This is a genomic window from Lacticaseibacillus jixianensis (assembly GCF_003946485.1).
Taxonomy (GTDB): domain Bacteria; phylum Bacillota; class Bacilli; order Lactobacillales; family Lactobacillaceae; genus Lacticaseibacillus; species Lacticaseibacillus jixianensis.
Genome location: NZ_RHOJ01000010.1, coordinates 36,402 through 54,848, shown reverse-complemented (window position 1 = coordinate 54,848; position 18,447 = coordinate 36,402). Strand labels below are relative to the sequence as shown.

The following is an 18,447-nucleotide window of genomic DNA, read 5'->3' as shown; positions in this document are numbered from 1 at the left end:
GCATGAAGCAAGGTTTTTCATTAGGAGGCTTACAAATGAAATCACCATGGTTCGATGGGGTCATCATTGCGATCGCGGTCTTGGCACTGATTGCGCTGGTCACGATTGGGGCGATTTTGCCAGCCATCGCCATCATCGTCTTGATGGGGGTCGCCGTGGCCGTCGACCGGCAGGCACCGCACGGGCGGCTGCGGTTTTAAATTTAGTCTGAAAAAGAAAAATCAGGACTGCCCCCACCGTGGCCAGTCCTGATTTTTGTCATATTACGCTTGTGGCAGCCGGTCCTGCACGTCGCGGACGATCATCAGCTCCTCGTTGGTCGGGATGACCAGCGTCTGCACGGTCGCGTCCGGCGCAGACACATTGACTTCCTTGCCGCGCGCCTGATTCTTCTCCGCGTCGATGGTGGCGCCGAGAAACTGCAGGTGCGCCATAATGCGGGCGCGCATCTCCCCCGCATTTTCGCCGACACCCGCGGTGAACACCAGCACGTCAACGCCGTTCATCAAAGCGGCGTAACTGCCGACGTACTTGGCCACGCGGTTGGCGTAGATATCCAGCGCCAGCTTGGCCAACGGGTCGTCGTCCTCGATGGCCTCCAGGTCGCGCTGGTCGGCCGAGAGTTCGGAGATGCCCAGCAGGCCGGAGCGCTGATTGAGCATCGTGATGATGTCGTCAAAATTGGTGAGCTTCAGCTTGCGCATCAAGTACTGCAACAGCGACGGGTCGATGTCGCCGCTGCGCGTCCCCATGGTCACCCCCGCCACCGGGGTGAAGCCCATCGAGGTGTCAACGGACTGCCCGTTTTGCACCGCCGTCACACTGGACCCGGAGCCCAGGTGCATGACGACCATTTTCAGCTGCGCCAGCGGCTGGCCCAGGAATTCCGCGGCGCGCTGGGAGACGTAGCGCACACTGGTCCCGTGCGCCCCGTACTTGCGCGCGCCGTACTGCTCGTAGTACTGGTGCGGAATGCTGTAGAGAAAATTCTCCGCCGGCATCGTCTGGTGAAACGCGGTGTCAAACACCGCCACCTGCGTCGCCCACGGCATCATTTTGCAAAAAACGTCGATGTACTCGGCCTCGACCGGATTGTGCAGCGGCGCGTAGTCCTTCAAGGCGCGAATGTCCTGGAGCACCTGCGGGTCGATCACCACCGACTCGCTGAATTCCTCGCCGCCGGCCACGACCCGGTGCCCAACGCCGACGATCTCGTGCAGGTGCGTCACCAGCCCAAGGTCCTTGAGCTCGGTCATCACGTCGGCCACCGCCTCGTGGTAGTTGCGGATCGCGTGTCCGGAGCGATAAACCTGGTCGCCATACTTGATCTTGACGCTGGACTCAGCCTGGCCGAGGCGATCGATCAGCCCGTCGGCCAGCATTTGTTCCGCCGGCATCTCAAACAACTTCCACTTCAACGTCGAACTGCCTGCGTTGACTGCGAGTATTTTGACCATGTTCTCAGCTCCCATCTATTGTGTACGGTTACATTGTAGCCTATTTCTCCTTTTTCTGCTCAGGGTCGTGCTGGCGGTGCCACGTCTTGATCTGTTCCAGCCGGCGCTGCACCTTGGCCTCGCTGCCCTGCGCGGTGGGCCGGTAGTACTGTTTACCAACTAAATTATCCGGCATTGTCTGCATCGTGGTCAACTTATCCGGGTTATCGTGCGCGTACTGGTAATTTTTGCCGTAACCAAGGTCTTGCATCAGGTCCGTGACGCCGTTGCGAATTTGCAGCGGCACCGGCTCGGCCAGCGTCTCGGTCGCATCCTTTTTGGCGGCCTCGTAGGCGGTGTACAGGGCGTTGCTCTTCGGGGCCAGGCTCAGGTACACCACCGCGTGGGTGAGGTGAACCGAGCACTCCGGCATGCCGATGAACTGGCAGGCCTGAAACACGCTCGTGCAGATCTCCAGCGCCCGCGAGTCCGCCATCCCAATGTCCTCGGAGGCAAACCGCACCAGGCGCCGCGCGATGTACAGCGGGTCCTCGCCGGCCTCCAGCATGCGGGCCAGCCAGTAGACGGCCGCGTCAACGTCGGAGTTGCGCATCGACTTGTGCAGCGCGGAGATCAGGTTGTAGTGCTCCTCACCGTTTTTGTCGTAGAGCAGCGCCTTTTTGGTCAAGAGCTGCGCCACCGCGGCCTTGGTGACCGTGATGGGCGCGCCTGGCTGACCCTCCGCATTGGTGACCGCCATTTCCAGCGTGTTCAGCGCAATGCGCGCATCCCCGTTGGCAAAATCGGCGATCATGTCCAGCAGCTTCCCGGCGACCTTCACGTCCTGCAGGCCGTAGCCGCGTGGGTCCTTGAGTGCCCGCTGCAGCAGCGCCACCAGGTCCTTGGCCGTCAGCTGCTTGAGGACGAACACCCGGGTGCGCGACAGCAGCGCGGCGTTGACCTCAAACGACGGGTTCTCGGTGGTGGCCCCGATCAGCGTGATCGAGCCGCGCTCAACGTACGGCAAAAAGGCGTCCTGCTGCGCCTTGTTGAAGCGGTGAATTTCGTCGACGAAGACAATGGTTTTCTGCCCGAGCGCGCGGTTCTGCTCCGCCTCTTCCATCACCTGCTTGATCTCCTTGATCCCGGCCGTGACGGCGGAAAAGGTCACGAACTGCGACTTGGTCTGGCGAGCAATGATCTGCGCCAGGGTCGTCTTACCCACCCCGGGCGGACCCCAGAAAATCATCGAGGGGATCTCGTCGTTCTCAATCAGCTTGGCGAGGACCTTATCCTTGCCGATCAAATGCGTCTGCCCGACAAACTCGGCGAGCGTGGTCGGCCGCATGCGGCTGGCCAGCGGCTGCGTCTGGGCAGAATTCTGATCAAATAGAGACGGCATCAGGCCACCTTCTTTCAGCCTTATGATAACATTGAGGCGGGTATGCTACACTACAAGGTGCGAAGAGTCGACGTTCTTAGCCCGACGGCTAGCCTAGCCCAAGCCATTGCCGGCGTTCTTTGCCGGCGAGGGCTTGGGCGTAGCTAGACGCTCGGGCGTTGTCGACTCGCAGCCCGATTACAGCAAGGTGCGCAGAGTTCGCGCACTTAGCCCGACAGCTAGCCTAGCTCCAGGCATTGCCGCTGGTCTCTGGCGGCGAGGCCCTGTGCGTAGCTAGCCACTCCCGCGTTGCGAACTCGCAGCCCAGTTAAGGTGCGCAGAGTCGACGCTCTTAGCCCGATGGCTAGCCTAGCCCAAGCCATTGCCGGCGTTCTTTGCCGGCGAGGGCTTGGGCGTAGCTAGACACTCGGGCGTTGTCGACTCGGAGCCCGATTAGGTGCGCGGCCTTCGCGCCCTCAGCGAGACGGATCGCACTTTTTCCCCAACCTCGCCCCCTCAATTTTCCCTGCACGATTCCCAAAGGAGCATGACAACGATGGCTGAAGCCAACAATCAAAGTTTTCCCAGCGGCGAGTTCACCGCTTTTTCCACGGCGAAGATGACCTACTTCCTGCTCGTGCGGCCAGACCTGACCCGCGCCGACATCGAAGCCTTCTTCGGCGATGCCGACGCCCGTTACGTGGCGCTGACCCAGGTCCCCAGCGTTGAGCTGCACCTGCCCAAAACCGACGCGCAGGTCGCCGTTCCCGGCAACCTCATCGCCAAGTTCGCCAACGGCAAGTACAAGGTGATCACGCAGGCCTACTACCACCAGAACTTCAACGACCCGATCACCAACGCAACCGGTCAAGGCATTCATTAAGGAGCGCTCATGGCTAAGTTTGAAAAGTACCACCCACTGCTGTCCGTCCACTACCAACTGGACTGGCTGACGGCATCCAAGTTAAAAGACGTCGCCCGCCTGCGCGCCGATGAGACCCAGGCGGCCATTTCTGGGCGCGAGCGCGATCAATCCGTTGAGGAAACCGCCCACTACGTCAACCACGCCATGCGCCTGGTGATGGGCGACCGGGCCTTGCTGTACGGCATCGGCGACCGCCGCTCGAACGCTTTTCTCGGCAGCATCTGCCTCTGGCGCTTCGATCAGGCCATGACGTCCGCGCAGATGCGCTTCGAGCAGCTGCCGGAAGCGGCGCCGGAGGTCATGCAGGAAGTGGTGCCGCGCGTGGCCGGGTTCGCCTTCTTCGAGCTGGGCCTCCAGCAGCTCTACGCCATCCTGCCGGAGACGGCAACGGCGGCCGTCGACCTGCTGGCGAGCTTCGGGTTCGCCAGCAGCCCCGCCCACCACACTCGCACGATGCCAAACGGCGCCAAGGTGCCGCTGCTGCAGCTGACGTTGACCCGCGACCAGGTGGCAAATGACCCGGCGTTTCACTTTTAGGGACCCGTTAAATGCCGCCGCAGCCGAAACCCCATCACCTGAACGCAAATGCACCGGCCCTCGCTTAATTACGACGAAGGCCGGTGCATTTTTCAGTCATTAGTCTTTGTTATAAAACACGTCCTGCACGGCGCCAATGATGCCCAGCTTGGCGTGGGCGTAAGTCAGGCCGCCCTGGATGTACAGGGTGTACGGCGGGCGCAGCGGGCCGTCGGCGGAAAACTCGATGGTCGCCCCGTCAACGAATGACCCGTCAGCCATGATGACCTGATCTTCGTAGCCGGCCGTGGCTTCAGGAATCGGCGTCACGAAGGAATCGATCGGCGAGTTGTGCTGAATCGCCTTCGTGAAGCGGATCATGTCGTCTGGGTTGCCAAAGTTGACCGTCTGGATCAGGTCCGTGCGCGGCGCGTCCCAGGTCGGGCTCACCGTCAGGCCCATTTTGGCCAGCAACGCGGCTTCGAAAATGGCGCCCTTGATCGCATTCCCGGTGACGGACGGCGCCTGGAAGAAGCCCTGCAGCATTTCGTCCAGCACGCCAAACGTCGACCCTTCGGCACCGCCGAGACCCGGCACCGTGAAGCGGTAAGAGACCCGCTCGACGAGGTCCTTGCGGCCAACGATGTAGCCGCCGGTTTTGAGCATGCCGCCACCACCGTTTTTAAACAGCGAACCGGCCATGATGTCGGCCCCGACTTCCAGCGGCTCCTTCGTTTCCGAAAACTCACCGTACGCGTTGTCGACAAAAATCCACACGTCCGGCATCACGCTGCGCACCGCCTTGATCATTTCCGCGATTTTAGCGATCGTAAAGGAATCACGGGTTGCGTAACCGCACGAGCGCTGAATCGCCACGACCTTGGGGTGATCCTGGTTCAGCCGGGCCTTCACGGCGTCAAGGTCGACGTCCCCGCTGGCGGGCAGCGGCACGTAATCGGCCTTGATGCCGTATTCCTTGGGGCTGCCGATCGCGTTGCCGGCCATGCCGAGGACCTCTTGCAGCGTGTCGTAGGGCTCGCCGGTGATGTACAGGATTTCATCGCCCGGCCGCACCAGGCCCAGCAGGCCGACCCCGATCGCGTGCGTGCCAGACACAAACTGCGGGCGCACCAGTGCGTCCTCGCCGCCCAGCACTTGGGCGTAAATGGCTTCCAGCTTGTCGCGGCCTTCGTCGTTTTGACCGTAACCGGTCGAGCCGGCCAGGTCACTGGACGCCACGTGGTTATCCTGAAATGCTTTGAGGACCTTGGCTTGGTTCTCCATGATCTGCTCGTCAAGGACCGCCAGCCGCGGCGCGATCTCGCGGTCGACCGCCTCGACTTTCCCGATCAGTTCTGGATCATAATCATCTTTCCAACTCATTATTTTCTCCTATAGTGTGCAAAATTACCGGCCAGCACGCGCGACAGGCGGCGCGCCGCCGTTTTCAAATCGTCGCATCTTATCACCCTACCCAGTATACGAGAGGTTGGCGAAGCTTGCACGCGGAGTCTGAAAAGGAAGGCGGCCTAGGGCACCAGACAATCAGGACCGGCTACCCATCCCGCTAGTTGCGCGAACCTTACGCACCATCCAATCAGGCTCCAGGTTCGCAACGCGGGAGCAGCTAGCTACGTCCGGTCCTTCACTCGCTTTGCGAGCAAAGGACCAGACTAGGCTACCTGTCCCGCTAAGTGCGCGAACCTTACGCACTATCCAAAAACCGCCCACACTCAGTGGGCGGCAAGGTTTTGGGTTGAATCTTTTTTGGGTTGAGGCTTGGGTTGAATCGGTTTGGGTTGGGGTGATGCGGCGTGCGTACTTAGGGGGATACGCACGCGCCTGTTTCAGGAGGAGTTGATGAAGAAAGACTGAAGTGACATGTTCCTCACTTCTATGCTTCTCATACTAAAGACGAGAAGTGAAGAAATTGTGAAGACCTCGTGGCGCTTTTGCGTGTTTTGGGTCTCCCCCTCAGAGCAACGCCATGAACACAAAATCCAAGATGAATCCGGCCGAAACGACCCAAAGGACCGGATGGACGTCCTTGGCCCGCCCGGTGACCCACTTGATCAGGCAGTAGAAAATAAAGCCAGCCGCGATCCCGTACGAGATATTGTAAACCAGCGCCATCACGATCGACGCCATGAAGGCGGGAATGGCCTCCGCCAGATCGCTCCAGTTGATCTCCTTGAAGCTGCCCATCATCATGACCCCGACCAAGATGAGCGCAGGCGCGACGGCCTCGCTTGGCACCACGGCAATGATCGGTGACAGCAGCGAGCTCACGGCAAAGCACGCCGCCACCACCACGGCAGTTAGCCCGGTGCGCCCGCCGGCACTGATCCCCGCCGCGCTTTCAACAAACACGGTCACGTTGGACGCGCCGAACAAGGAGCCGACCCCGGTGGCGATGGCATCGGAGAACAGCGCCCGGTCCATCTTGGACGAAAAGCCCGTGCCCCGGTTCATTTTCTGCATGTCTTCGTCGGAGAAGATCCCGGTGCGCCGCCCGGTGCCGATGAACGTGCCCAGCGTGTCGAAAATATCCGAGAAGCTGAAGGCAAAAATCGTCATGACCGACAGCAAAATGTGATGGGCATCCGTGAACAGGCTGCCAAAGCCTTGCGCGGAAAACGCCGCCCCGAACGTGGTGCCCAGCTGACTGACGGCCTCGCCCAGCGAGTTGCCGGCGGCCAGGTGCAAGTTGGTGACGCCAAACGGAATGCCAAGGAGCGTCGTCACCACGATCCCGATCAGCACCGCACCGGGCACCTTTTTCACGACCAAAACGGCCATCAGCAGCAGCCCGATCAGCGCGACGATCGCCCCGGGCTGGGTGAAGTTGACTAGGGCCGGCGTGATACCGTTGCCGCCAGTGACCACGCTGGTGACCCCGTGGGCGAAACGTCCGGTCGCCGCCTTGCCGTTCACGGCCAACAGCCCTGAAGCGCTGCTGGTAAACTGCAGAAAGCCCGCATTTTTCAGGCCGATGTACGCGACGAACACCCCGATCCCGCCGCCGATCGCGTGCTGCATCACCGTGGGGATCGCGGTGATGATGAGCTTGCGGACCTTAGTCACGGTGATCAAGATGTTGATGACCCCGCAGAGAAAGACCAGCGCGAGCGCCTCCTGCCACGTAAAGCCCAGACCGGCGACCACGGTGTAGGTGAAGAACGCCTGCAGCCCCAGCCCCGGGGCCAAGGCGTACGGAACGTTCGCAAACAAGCCCATGATGAGCGTCCCGGTCACGCTGGCGATGATCGTCGCCAGAAACACCGCCTGGCTCGGCATGCCGGTCAACGTCAGGGTGGCCGGTGTCACGAAGAGGATGTAGGACATTGCAAAGAAGGTCGTCAGGCCGGCAACGACCTCCGTGCGGCGGGTGGTGTGGTTTTCTTTCAGCTGAAAAAATTGATCCATGATTCGCTCCCCAAAATATTTATTGTCTTTCACAATATGCGTTTTTTTCGTAAATTACAATCAATAATGGGGAATTTATCATGCAGGCAGGTTTAACGTTCGGGTTTTGCTCCAATCATTGGTCCTGCCAGCCGCACAGACTTGGGCTCCGACTTGGCAACGGCCGAGTGCTGAGCTACGGCCTAAGCTTCGCCTGCTTTGCAGGCAAAACCGCAGAATATGATCACCCTGTAGCCATTTATGGCGTACAGGGTGACATGCGTAGCGGCTAATCATCGGCCTAAGTACGCCAAGTCTGCGCACCGGACAAAAAAACGGCGCCCTGGCTGGTTGGCCAAGACGCCATTTGCGAAGTAAAGGGTTAAAGGACCGCAAGCACCACGAAGTTGAGGATGAAGCCCACGGTGACGATGGCCAGGATCGGATGGATCTCCTTAGCCTTGCCCTGGATCAGCTTGATCAGGCAGTAGAAGATGAAGCCGGCCGCGATGCCGTAGGAGATATTGTAGATCAGCCCCATGACGATCGACGCCATGAATGCCGGCACCGCCTCGGCCAAGTCGGACCAGTTGATCTCCTTGAAGCTGGAAACCATCATGACCCCAACCAGGATGAGGGCAGGCGCAACGGCTTGCGTCGGGACGACCGAGATCAGCGGGGCGAACACCGCCGAAAGCAGGAAGCAAAGTGCCGTGACCACCGAGGTCAGGCCGGTACGCCCACCGGCACCGATGCCGGCCGCGCTTTCCACGTAGGTCGTGGTGTTGGACGTCCCGACCAAAGCCCCGATCGAAGTGGCGATGGAATCGGCGAACAGCGCCTTGTCCATCTTCGAAGCAAAGCCGGAGCCGTGTTCCATTTCATAGATGTCTTTATCGGAGAAGATCCCGGAACGCCGGCCCGTGCCGATGAAGGTGCCCAGCGTGTCAAAGGTGTCCGAAAAGCTGAAGGCGAAGATCGTCATCAGCGTCAGCAGGATCTGCTTGCCGTTGGTGAACAGGCTCCCCATCCCCTTGCCGGAAAAGGCGGCGCCAAAGGTCGTGCCGAGCGCTGCGAAGGAGCTGCCCAGGCTGTTGGCCGAGGAGAACGACAGGTTCGTGACCCCCAGCGGAATGCCGATCAGCGTCGTGACCACAATGCCGATCAGGACCGCGCCTGGCACCTTTTTCACGACCAGGATGGTCATGAGGACCAGGCCGATCAGCGCCAGGCCGGCGCCTGAGCTGGTGAAGTTGACCAAGGCCGGCACAATGCCGCCGCCAGAGACCACGCCGGTGACCCCTTTGATGGTCTTCGTGGCGCTGTAGGCCGCGTTGTTGATCGAGAGGATGTTGGAAGAATCAGACGTGAACTGTAAGAAGCCGGCGTTCTTCAGCCCGATGTAGGCGATGAAGACCCCGATCCCACCGCCGATCGCGTGCTGCATCACTTCCGGGATCGCCATGATGATCATCTTGCGAACCTTCGTGACCGTGATGGTAATGTTGATCAGCCCGCAGATGAAGACAAGCGCGAGCGCCTGCTGCCAGCTGTAACCGAGCGCGAACACCACGGTGTAAGTGAAGAAGGCGTTGAGGCCCATCCCTGGGGCCAACGCGTACGGCACGTTGGCGAACAGACCCATGAACAGGGTCCCCACCGCGCTGGCGATGATCGTCGCCAGGAACACGGCCTGGTACGGCATGCCGGTTTGCGACAAGAGCTGCGGGTTAACGAAAAGGATGTACGACATTGCGAAGAATGTCGTTAAACCCGCCATAATTTCGGTTGATGCTTTAGTATTGTTCTGCTTTAGCTTAAAGAAGTTCTCCATTTTTCTCTCCTCGTTCGCTTTTATGGGTAAAGCATAACCCGCAATCGAGGAAATTTCAAGCGTAAAGCCAGACGTTTTTAGCAATAATCCCGTTAATTGTTCTTGTTTATATTGAAAAAGAAAAGTTTTGTCTCCAGTGGGACTAAATTATTCATTTTTTGCGCGTCGCAGCGAAAAAGCCGCGATCGCTCGCGGCTTTGCTTCACCTGATGTGGATCTCGTCTGGCGCTTCCCCCTTGGTCAGAAAGGCCAAGAGGTTGGCGAGCGAAAAGTCCACCATATTCTGCACTGCCGTCTCGGTATGGTACGCAATGTGCGGCGTCAAGAGCACGTTCGGCAGCTTGGCCAGCGCGTCCCAGGCCGGGTCCTCAAACTTACCCGTCTTGGCGTACCGAAGCAGTGCCGGCGACTCATACTCGTAGGTGTCGATGCCGGCCCCGCCCAGGTGCCCGGTTTGCAAATGCTGGAGCAGCGCCGCCGTATCCACCAGGTTGCCGCGGGCGGTGTTGATCAAAATTGCCCCTTGCTTCATTGAAGCCAGCGCCTGCGCATCGATCAGGTGCGTATTGGCCGGTACGCCCGGCACGTGCAGGTCCACCACGTCGGCTTCTTGAAGCAGGGCGGGCAAGCTGACGTACTCGGCCCGCGGCTCCGGGTGTCCGGGGTGGGGATCGTACGCGATCACGCGCGCCCCGAAGCCGGCAAACAGCCGGATCGCTGCTTGGCCAATGCGGCCCGCGCCAATGATCCCGACCGTGCTTTGGCCCAGCTCGCGGCCCAAGAAGCTCGCCGCTTTATCCCAGTCACCGGCCGCGAGTGGGGCCTGCGTTTCGCCCAACCGCCGCAGCAGATACAATGCCGTCGTCACGGCAAACTCCGCGATGGCGCTGGGCGAATAGGCCGGCACGTTGGCGATGCGAACGCCGAAGCGCTTGGCCGCCGCGAGGTCGATGTTGTCGACCCCGACGTTGCGAATGGTCAAAAACCGGATGCCGAAGCGGCCCAGCTGTTCAAACACTGCGGCCGCGTAAGGCGTCGTCTGCAGGCAGTTCACCCCGTCGAAGCCCGCGGCCCACGCCACCGTCGTTTCGTTTAACGGTTCGGAGTGGATCTCGAGGCGGTCGGCGTGGCTTTGCTGCCAGGCGGTAAAGTAGGCCAATTCGTCCGGTTTGGCACCATAAACAATGATCTTCACTGTAGGGTTGCTCCTTTGACTTGTTTTCCTCAGTATACAGGGCACGCCTTAGGTTTGGCTATCGCCGGCAGCGGCATCAAAGGTTAAAATTGGTTGAAAGCGGTTACTTTTCTGTTATTCTGTGATTCGCCTGTGCTACACTTAGGGTTCTAAAACTATCGGGAGGTTTCATACCTATGAAAATTGTCGTATTGGCCGGTGGCCGGAGCACCGAGCGCAACGTCTCGTTCTCCAGCGGCTACCGACTGACCAACGCGCTGCGTGACAAGGGTCACCAGGCGACGTTCATCGACCTGTTCCTCGGCTACGACCTGAAAGGCAAGCCGGCTTCATCGGTGTTTGAAGACGCCAACACATCCCAGGATCTGAACATCTCGGATGCGGTCTTGACCGATGAGGATATCAATGCGCTGCGTCCCGGCGAAGACACTGCGCTGTTTGGTCCCAACGTCCTTGACATCTGCAAGCAAGCAGACATCGTCTTTCTCGGCCTCCACGGCGGCGACGGTGAAAACGGCAAGGTCCAGGCCGTCCTTGACCTGAACAACATCAAGTACACCGGTAGCGGTTCGACCGCCTCCGGCATCACCATGAACAAGGTCTACTCCAAGGAGATCATGCTGTACCACAACATTAAGACCGCGGCGTTCGTCGAGATCACCCGCGACCAGGGCACCAAGGGGCACAAGCTACCGTTTGCCTACCCAGTCGTGCTCAAGCCAACGTCCGGCGGCTCCTCGGTCGGGACCCACATCGTGCACAACGATGAAGAGCTGGAAAGCGGGCTCGAAGACGTCTTCCGCTTTGATAACTCGGCCATCGTCGAAGACTTCATTGAAGGCCGCGAGTTCTCACTCGGCGTCGTCAACGGGCACGCCTACCCGGCCATTGAGATCAAGGTGCACGACGGCTGGTACGACTTCGAGCACAAATTCCAGCCGGGCCACACTGACTTCATCACCCCGCCTGACGACCTCGACCCGGCGGTGCACGCCGAAATGAAGCGCGTCGCCGTCCAGACCATGAACGTCTTGGGCATGCAGAACTACGGCCGCGTGGACTTTTTCGCCAACGACTTTGGCGTCTGGGTCATCGAGGCCAATAACCTGCCGGGCATGACCCCGCTCTCCCTCCTCCCGCAAGAGGCGGAGGCAGAGGGCGTCGCATACCCAGACCTGGTCGAAAGCATCGTCAAGGGCAAGCTCAAGATCTACGAGGACGGAATGAATAATTAAAGGCTGCGGAGCCGGGCGCTCTTAGCGGGATGGGTAGCCTAGCCCAGCGCATTGAAGCCGCACTTCGGCTTCGAGGCGCTGGGCGTAGCTAGCCACTCCCGCGTTGCCCGGCGAAGCGCAACTACAGGCTGCGGAGGTCGGCGCTCTTGGGGTGACAGCTAGCCTAGCTGAGGGCATTGGCGCTGGTCTTTAGCGCCGAGGCCCTCAGCGTAGCTAGATGCTCACCCGTTGCCGACCGGAGCGCAACTAAAGGCTGCGGAGCCGGGCACACTTGGCTCTCCAACATTTATTGTCAGAATTCACTGGCCATGATAGAATAGGCACACCGAGAATCTTGATCCATGAGAGCACGAATGCCACCCCCTTTGCAGCAAGGGAGTGGCATTTTTTCGCTATGACATTTGCGGCCGATGCGCGTGGGTTAGATGGCAGCTAGCAGCGGCATAATGAATAGGTCGAGAATCTTCTCCATGGGAACACCCCCTCTCGGAGGCTAGTTGCCTATGATCAATTACGCAGTCTGACTTAACTGCCGGATAAATGAATGAGAACCATTTGACACGCCCGCTAAAACTTGAGATACTACTTCCGGTGCCAAACCACGATCCGGGAACCCGGTCGGCGCGAGAGCGTTCAGAAGGCTGGCGCACCGGATCACAGAAGTCGCGATGAGAATCGCGGCTTTTTTTTACAAGGTGTGTAGGCTCGACAGTCTTAGGGGGACAGTTAGCCTAGCTGTCCGCTTTGCCTGCGCAGCAGGTGAAGCGGGCGGCGTAGCTAAATGCGCCCCCGTTGTCGAGCCGGAACCCGATTACAAGGTGTGTAGGCTCGACGGTCTTAGGGGGACAGTTAGCCTAGCTGTCCGCTTTGCCTGCGCAGCAGGTGAAGCGGGCGGCGTAGCTAAATGCGCCCCCGTTGTCGAGCCGGAACCCGATTACAAGGTGTGTAGGCTCGACGGTCTTAGGGGGACAGTTAGCCTAGCTGTCCGCTTTGCCTGCGCAGCAGGTGAAGCGGGCGGCGTAGCTAAATGCGCCCCCGTTGTCGAGCCGGAACCCGATTACAGCCTAATGACTTAGCGGCTGCGGCATGATCGCGTGAGTCGCAGCCACCCCCCACGGCAACAATAGTGCCCATTATTTGCATGAGGACCGCGCGACTTTATGAGAATTCCCGGGATATTTCCTCATACTCTCTTATAAGACTTTCATATTCGACGTATCACGCAGCCAATTAGTCTATAATTCTCCTCGGACTTTTGGATAAAGGAGAATTGTGATGAAGAAGAGTTTACGTTTAGTTTTGGCTGTGTTGACCGGGGTGCTGCTGATCGTCGGGCTGAGCGGCTGCAAGAGCAATGACTTGAGCCTTAGCCTCACCAAGAGCACCGTTACCAGCGATGACTCTGGTAATGCCACGGTCAAGGGGACCGTCAAGGGCGACGGCGTTTTGTACGTGGATGGCCAAAAGGCAGTGACGCAACCGGCCAAGAGCGGTAAGTTCAACGTTGACTTCATGGTCGGCGAGGCGTTCAAGAAGCACGTCGTCAACGTGAAGTACGAAAACAAGCAGGCCAAAAAGAGCGTGACCAAGAAGCTGACGGTCAACGCGAACGCCCGTGCCATCAAGCTCCACAAGCAGGAACAAAAGAAGACCGACGAGATCAACAGCACCTGGGACAAGCTTAAAGATAACAACTAGAGCAACTCACCAGACTGGTGCCCAAGCGGCCACGCCTTCCCCATTTGCCGGGAAGGCTTTTTCTATGCCTTGGCGGTTAGTTAAAAATGATGCTAGGATAAAAGATGCGTTGATCAGGCAAGTCCTTGGACGAGCGACCGGTATTGACGAATTTCGTCGCGGCCAAACCGCGCGTTCAGGAGGAAATCATGGATCACTTATTTGCCGAAGCGCCTGTGCCCAAAGCTTACATGCACCTTGCGTTACCAGTTGTATTAGGAATGGTCGCCAGCATGGTCTACAATCTGGCGGACACGTTTTTTGTTGCGCAAACGGGGAACGCGGACCTGGTGGCTGGTGTCACCCTGGGGGCCCCGCTGTTCTCGTTCATGCTTGCCGTCGGGGACATCTTCGGTCTGGGCGGCTCGGCGCTGCTGTCGCGCCTGCTGGGCAAGGGCCAGCGGGCCCAGGTGCGGGCCCTCTCGAGCTTCTGCCTCTACGCTGCGATCGCCTTGTCGTTGGTGATCACGGCACTGCTGCTGGGGTTCAAGCAGCCGATCCTCACGCTTCTCGGCGCCACGGCTGCCACCCGCGAATACGCCGGGGCGTTTTACACCATGCTGGCAGGCGGCGCCGTGTTCATCATCGTGTCGCTGGTGCCCGGCAACATCATTCGCACCGAAGGCCTGGCCAAACAGTCGATGATCGCGACCTTGGCCGGCACCGCGCTGACCATTGTGCTCGACCCAATTTTTCTGTTCGGGCTCCACTGGGGAGCAAGCGGCGTTGGCCTGGCCAATGTGCTCGGCTACGCGCTGAACACCGGGCTGCTCCTGTGGTTCACCCAGACCAAGGCGCAGTACCTCAGCATCGCACCGCACGTGGCAAAAGCCAGCAGGCAGGCGCTGGGCGCGATCCTCGCGATCGGGATCCCCGCCAGCCTCACCAACTTCATGCAGAGCCTGGGCACCATGCTGCTGAACCAGCGACTCGCGGTGCACGGGGCCAACGCCGTGGCAGCCATGGGCATCGCGCAAAAAGTCTACATGATCGTCATGCTGATCATGGTCGGCTTTGCCTTCGGCGCCCAGCCGCTGATCGGCTACAACTTCGGCGCCAAGGCGCACCAGCGGCTGGGCGCGATCCTGCGGTTTGATTTTAAAGTCGAGATCGGTTACGCCGTTGTGGCCGCCGCAGTCCTGATGGTACTGGCGCCGCAAATCGTGGCGCTGTTCATGAACCAACCGGCGATCGTGCGCATGGGTGGCCTCATGATGCGGGCCCTGCTCATCACCACCCCATTCATCGGGGCGATCCTCGTGTTCACCACTGTCTTCCAGTCGGTGGGCCAGCCGCTCGGCGCCCTGATCATGGCCATCGCGCGCCAGGGCGTGATCTTCGCCGTAGTCCTGTGGCTGCTGCCGCAGTGGCTGGGCTTTGACGGCATCGTCTGGGCCCAGGCCGTCAGCGACCTGCTCACCTGCGCCGTGGGGTACGGCCTGTACCGCCGCAGCCAGAAGGCCTGGTAACCAGCCGCCCCCAACCGGGAACTGGTTCACGGCAATCTTTGTCATTAAAATGATGCTTGTCCCTCAAAAAAGCGCTTTACATGCCCCCCCAATCACGCATAAACTGAGACAAACTTATCGTCATGTCTCAGGGGGACCTTACCATGATTCTCAACGTTCTCATCGTCATTTACGCGGCACTCACCCTGCTGGCCGCGATCAGCGACTGGCAGCACCTGCCCTGGCTTAACGGCCTCACCATGGCCGCCGCGCTCGTCCTGCTGCTGGGCCTGTGGCAAGCGTGGCTGGTGCCGGTCGGCGTGGCCTTGCTGGTGGCCGCGGCGATCGCGCAGGGTCGTCAACGCTTTGGCCACATTCACTGGTCGCACCTGGCAGTGCGGCTCGTTTTCAGCGCGGCGATCCTGATCCTGTGGGGAGTCGCCCACTTTGCCTAACAAAAAATGACCCCGGCTCACGAAGTGATGTGAACCGGGGTCATTTTACTGTCTGAACGCGCTTAGAACTTCTGCCAAATATCAGCAAGCACGTTGGTCTGCTCGCGGTCTGGGCCGACGGAGAAGGTCAACAGGTCCGCGTGCGTCAGCTCAACGATGCGCTGCACGTAATTCCGCGCGTTTACCGGCAGGTCTGCCAGCGTCTTGGCGCCGGTGATGTCCTCATCCCAGCCTGGCAGCTCCTCGTAGACCGGCTTGCAGGCCGCCAGCTCCTTCAAAGAGGCCGGGTAACGCGTGATGGTCTCGCCGTTCAGGTCGTAAGCGGTGCAGATTTTCACCGTCTTCAGGCCCGTCAGCACGTCGATCGAATTCAGCGCCAGGTCCGTGACGCCGGCAACGCGGCGGGCGTGGTTGACCACGACGGCGTCGAACCAGCCAATGCGGCGCGGCCGGCCGGTGACGGTGCCGTACTCGTGGCCCGCCTCGCGAATGAAGCTGCCGTCGTCATCAAACAGTTCGCTCGGGAACGGGCCGTCGCCGACGCGTGAGGTGTAGGCCTTGGCCACGCCAACCACGCGATCGATCTTAGACGCACCGACGCCGGAGCCGGTGGTGACGCCGCCGGCCGGATTCGAGGACGTGACGAACGGGTACGTGCCCTGGTCGACGTCAAGCATGGTGCCCTGCGCCCCTTCAAACAAGACGTTTTCGCCGTTGTCGATGGCGTCGTTCAGCACGACCGAGGTGTCGGTGACGTATTGCTTAATTTGCTGGCCGTAGCCGTAGTATTCCTCGAAAATGTCGTCAAACTTCATCGGCTCAGCGCCGTAGATCTTGGTGAACAGCAGGTTCTTCTCGTTCAGGTTAGCGCGCAGCTTTTCCGCGAAGGTCTCGCGATCGAGCAGGTCCGCAATGCGGATGCCCACGCGAGCGGCCTTGTCCATGTAAGCCGGGCCGATACCGCGATTAGTGGTGCCGATCTTGTCGGCGCCCTTGGCCGCTTCCTGCAGCTTATCCAGCGCGATGTGGTACGGCAGGATGACCTGCGCCCGGTCGGAGACGCGCAGATTCTCGCCTGCCACGCCTTGCGCGCGCAGCCGGGCCAGCTCTTCGACCAAACTCTTCGGGTTGACCACCACGCCGTTGCCGATCACCGACAACTGGTGTGGGTAAAGGATACCGCTGGGGATCAGCCGCAGCTTGTACACCTGACCGCCTTGGTGGATCGTGTGCCCGGCGTTGTCTCCGCCTTGATAGCGGGCGATGATCTTTGCCCCCTGGCTGAGAAAGTCGGTGATCTTCCCTTTACCCTCGTCGCCCCACTGCGTGCCAACAACTACAACTGTTCCCATGACTGCTCGCTCCTTATCTTCACTTGGTCAAAACCACTAAGTGCCACTCAGTATAATAACAACAACGGCGGCGGCTTTCAAGCGAAAAGCCGAATGCTATTTTTATATTTTAAAAATTCAAACAAAAAATCCGAACAATTTATGTCCGGATCAGTCATTATTTAAAAATAGCCGAATTACCGTTCGTAATGCAGGCGGGCTTCCTGCAGGTAGGCGTAGATGTGCCCGAACGCGATCTCCTGCACGTCGTCAAAGGTGACGGCGACCGGCTCGTCCTCGCTGGGCACCTTCATCTCAAAGCCCGCCGGCCCCGGCGCGGTCGGCACGCCCATGAGGTGCTCATCGTCCGTCTTGGTGCGCACCCGCACCACCCGCTCAAACGCGGCCGCCTCTTGGATCAAGCTGCGAAACAGGTCCGCCGAGCTGTCGAATTCGCGGTCCGCATTCAGCACCGGCTGTTTTTCCAAATGGTTGGCGGTCATCCAATCGCTGTACGCCTGCACGGTCTGCAGGTAGTCTGACGCCAGCGTCACGCTTTGCAGGCTGGTCAGCCGCACCGCCACATACCCCCCGAACTGGCCGGCCATGTCCTTGAGCCGCATGACGGCCACGGTGTCATTGACGGCCTTGACCGTCCCGACGTAGAACTGGTCGTCGCCGCCCTTGGGGATCGCCGCCAGCAGCGTGTTGTTGGCCTGCGCGGCCGTCAGGATGGGGCCGAGCTGGCCGTCATTTTGCACGATTTGCGTGGCCACGTGACGCAGGTCGTCGCGCTTTTGTACCAACGCACTTTCCAGGTGGAGCTCAAGGCCTTGGAACTCGATGACCAGCACGTCGGAGAAGTCGGCCTGCATGTAGCGCACGTCGGTGTAGTTGAACTTATTAAAAATCGACAGCGTCATGCGATCGGCTGCCACCGCCGTGACCTGGCCTTCCAGGTAGGCATCGTCGTCGGCCAAAATGACCAGAATGACCTCGCCGGACCGCTGGGCCTGCACCGCCAGCTGGTGGATCAGGCTGCTGCGCGAATCAAAATGAAGCTTCGGGGTCGGCTCGGCCATGGTGACAAAGTTCTCCTCGGCTGCCACGCGCATGCGAAACGACATATCCACCAGGTCATCGCCGGCAAACTCCACTTGGTCGATCGCAGAAAAGGCGATCAGTACGGCCCCGTCGGCGATGCCGGCGTCGTTGTAGGTCGCCAGGAGCACGCGCTGCTTGCCCAGCGACTTGACGTAACCGGTGTAGAAATCATCCGTGTCACGCTGATAAACGTTGATCAGCAGCTGCTCGTTAAGGGCAGTCATGAGACTCATTAAAATTGCATCCAAGACGAGACCTCCTTTCAAAAGGCTGCGAAGCGGGGCGCACTTAGCCCGACGGCTAGCCTAGCCCAAGGCATTGCCGGCGCTTTTTGCCGGCGAGGCCTTGGGCGTAGCTAGACGCTCGGGCGCTGCCCCGCGGAGCGCGACTAGGCTGCGAAGCGGGGCAAGGCTGCGGAGGGTCTGCGCACTTAGGGGGACAGCTA

The 18,447-nt window shown here is 59.9% G+C and carries 15 protein-coding genes; 7 read left to right on the top strand and 8 right to left on the bottom strand.

What is annotated here, in order from left to right; all coding sequences use genetic code 11:
- Positions 1-35 precede the first annotated feature (35 nt).
- Entirely contained in the window at positions 36-200 is a 165-nt protein-coding gene (locus EKM85_RS11450; RefSeq protein WP_164510680.1) for a hypothetical protein, read from the top strand.
- Positions 201-263: 63 nt separating this feature from the next.
- On the opposite strand, the gene EKM85_RS05610 is transcribed toward EKM85_RS11450, so the two are convergent.
- Positions 264-1,457, bottom strand: a complete 1,194-nt coding sequence (locus EKM85_RS05610) for an acetate/propionate family kinase (protein ID WP_125585296.1) — start codon at positions 1,455-1,457, stop codon at positions 264-266.
- 40 nt (positions 1,458-1,497) lie between these two features.
- Entirely contained in the window at positions 1,498-2,838 is a 1,341-nt protein-coding gene (locus tag EKM85_RS05605; RefSeq protein ID WP_125585295.1) for a replication-associated recombination protein A, read from the bottom strand.
- A gap of 535 nt (positions 2,839-3,373) precedes the next feature.
- Between EKM85_RS05605 and EKM85_RS05600 the strand changes: the two genes are divergently transcribed.
- Both EKM85_RS05600 and EKM85_RS05595 read left to right on the top strand, forming a co-directional pair.
- A complete protein-coding gene (locus tag EKM85_RS05600; RefSeq protein WP_125585294.1) occupies positions 3,374-3,700 on the top strand; it encodes a hypothetical protein in 327 nt (108 codons plus the stop codon).
- 9 nt (positions 3,701-3,709) lie between these two features.
- Complete coding sequence (locus EKM85_RS05595) at positions 3,710-4,279, top strand: GNAT family N-acetyltransferase (protein ID WP_125585293.1); 570 nt, start codon at positions 3,710-3,712, stop codon at positions 4,277-4,279.
- Between the two features lie 99 nt (positions 4,280-4,378).
- On the opposite strand, the gene EKM85_RS05590 is transcribed toward EKM85_RS05595, so the two are convergent.
- From EKM85_RS05590 to EKM85_RS05575, 4 genes are all read right to left on the bottom strand, one after another.
- On the bottom strand, positions 4,379-5,641 hold the full coding sequence (locus tag EKM85_RS05590; RefSeq protein WP_125585292.1) for a methionine gamma-lyase family protein: 1,263 nt from the start codon (positions 5,639-5,641) through the stop codon (positions 4,379-4,381).
- A gap of 591 nt (positions 5,642-6,232) precedes the next feature.
- Positions 6,233-7,684, bottom strand: a complete 1,452-nt coding sequence (locus EKM85_RS05585; protein WP_125585291.1) for an NCS2 family permease — start codon at positions 7,682-7,684, stop codon at positions 6,233-6,235.
- A 361-nt stretch (positions 7,685-8,045) separates the two neighbouring features.
- Positions 8,046-9,497, bottom strand: coding sequence for an NCS2 family permease (locus EKM85_RS05580; protein WP_125585290.1), 1,452 nt, complete (start codon positions 9,495-9,497; stop codon positions 8,046-8,048).
- A gap of 202 nt (positions 9,498-9,699) precedes the next feature.
- Positions 9,700-10,692 (bottom strand): D-2-hydroxyacid dehydrogenase, encoded by a 993-nt coding sequence (locus EKM85_RS05575; RefSeq protein ID WP_125585289.1) that lies wholly within the window; start codon positions 10,690-10,692, stop codon positions 9,700-9,702.
- Positions 10,693-10,868: 176 nt separating this feature from the next.
- Between EKM85_RS05575 and EKM85_RS05570 the strand changes: the two genes are divergently transcribed.
- The 4 genes from EKM85_RS05570 (at position 10,869) to EKM85_RS05555 (ending at position 15,567) form a co-directional block, all read left to right on the top strand.
- Entirely contained in the window at positions 10,869-11,927 is a 1,059-nt protein-coding gene (locus EKM85_RS05570; RefSeq protein WP_125585288.1) for a D-alanine--D-alanine ligase family protein, read from the top strand.
- Between the two features lie 1,275 nt (positions 11,928-13,202).
- Positions 13,203-13,625 (top strand): hypothetical protein, encoded by a 423-nt coding sequence (locus EKM85_RS05565; RefSeq protein ID WP_125585287.1) that lies wholly within the window; start codon positions 13,203-13,205, stop codon positions 13,623-13,625.
- Positions 13,626-13,813: 188 nt separating this feature from the next.
- Entirely contained in the window at positions 13,814-15,133 is a 1,320-nt protein-coding gene (locus tag EKM85_RS05560) for an MATE family efflux transporter (protein WP_125585286.1), read from the top strand.
- A gap of 143 nt (positions 15,134-15,276) precedes the next feature.
- On the top strand, positions 15,277-15,567 hold the full coding sequence (locus EKM85_RS05555) for a hypothetical protein (protein ID WP_125585285.1): 291 nt from the start codon (positions 15,277-15,279) through the stop codon (positions 15,565-15,567).
- Between the two features lie 62 nt (positions 15,568-15,629).
- Here the strand turns inward: EKM85_RS05555 and EKM85_RS05550 are convergent, their stop codons facing one another.
- Together EKM85_RS05550 and EKM85_RS05545 are read right to left on the bottom strand one after the other, a co-directional pair.
- A complete protein-coding gene (locus EKM85_RS05550) occupies positions 15,630-16,919 on the bottom strand; it encodes an adenylosuccinate synthase (RefSeq protein WP_125585284.1) in 1,290 nt (429 codons plus the stop codon).
- A 176-nt stretch (positions 16,920-17,095) separates the two neighbouring features.
- Entirely contained in the window at positions 17,096-18,250 is a 1,155-nt protein-coding gene (locus EKM85_RS05545; protein WP_125585283.1) for a hypothetical protein, read from the bottom strand.
- Positions 18,251-18,447 lie beyond the last annotated feature (197 nt).

Coding starts and splice junctions, on each gene's coding strand:
- EKM85_RS05595 (WP_125585293.1), top strand. CDS start 3,710: ATGGCTAAGTTTGAAAAGTACCACCCACTGCTGTCCGTCCACTACCAA.
- EKM85_RS05555 (WP_125585285.1), top strand. CDS start 15,277: ATGATTCTCAACGTTCTCATCGTCATTTACGCGGCACTCACCCTGCTG.
- EKM85_RS05550 (WP_125585284.1), bottom strand. CDS start 16,919: ATGGGAACAGTTGTAGTTGTTGGCACGCAGTGGGGCGACGAGGGTAAA.
- EKM85_RS05585 (WP_125585291.1), bottom strand. CDS start 7,684: ATGGATCAATTTTTTCAGCTGAAAGAAAACCACACCACCCGCCGCACG.
- EKM85_RS05565 (WP_125585287.1), top strand. CDS start 13,203: ATGAAGAAGAGTTTACGTTTAGTTTTGGCTGTGTTGACCGGGGTGCTG.
- EKM85_RS05580 (WP_125585290.1), bottom strand. CDS start 9,497: ATGGAGAACTTCTTTAAGCTAAAGCAGAACAATACTAAAGCATCAACC.
- EKM85_RS05560 (WP_125585286.1), top strand. CDS start 13,814: ATGGATCACTTATTTGCCGAAGCGCCTGTGCCCAAAGCTTACATGCAC.
- EKM85_RS05600 (WP_125585294.1), top strand. CDS start 3,374: ATGGCTGAAGCCAACAATCAAAGTTTTCCCAGCGGCGAGTTCACCGCT.
- EKM85_RS11450 (WP_164510680.1), top strand. CDS start 36: ATGAAATCACCATGGTTCGATGGGGTCATCATTGCGATCGCGGTCTTG.
- EKM85_RS05590 (WP_125585292.1), bottom strand. CDS start 5,641: ATGAGTTGGAAAGATGATTATGATCCAGAACTGATCGGGAAAGTCGAG.
- EKM85_RS05570 (WP_125585288.1), top strand. CDS start 10,869: ATGAAAATTGTCGTATTGGCCGGTGGCCGGAGCACCGAGCGCAACGTC.
- EKM85_RS05605 (WP_125585295.1), bottom strand. CDS start 2,838: ATGCCGTCTCTATTTGATCAGAATTCTGCCCAGACGCAGCCGCTGGCC.
- EKM85_RS05610 (WP_125585296.1), bottom strand. CDS start 1,457: ATGGTCAAAATACTCGCAGTCAACGCAGGCAGTTCGACGTTGAAGTGG.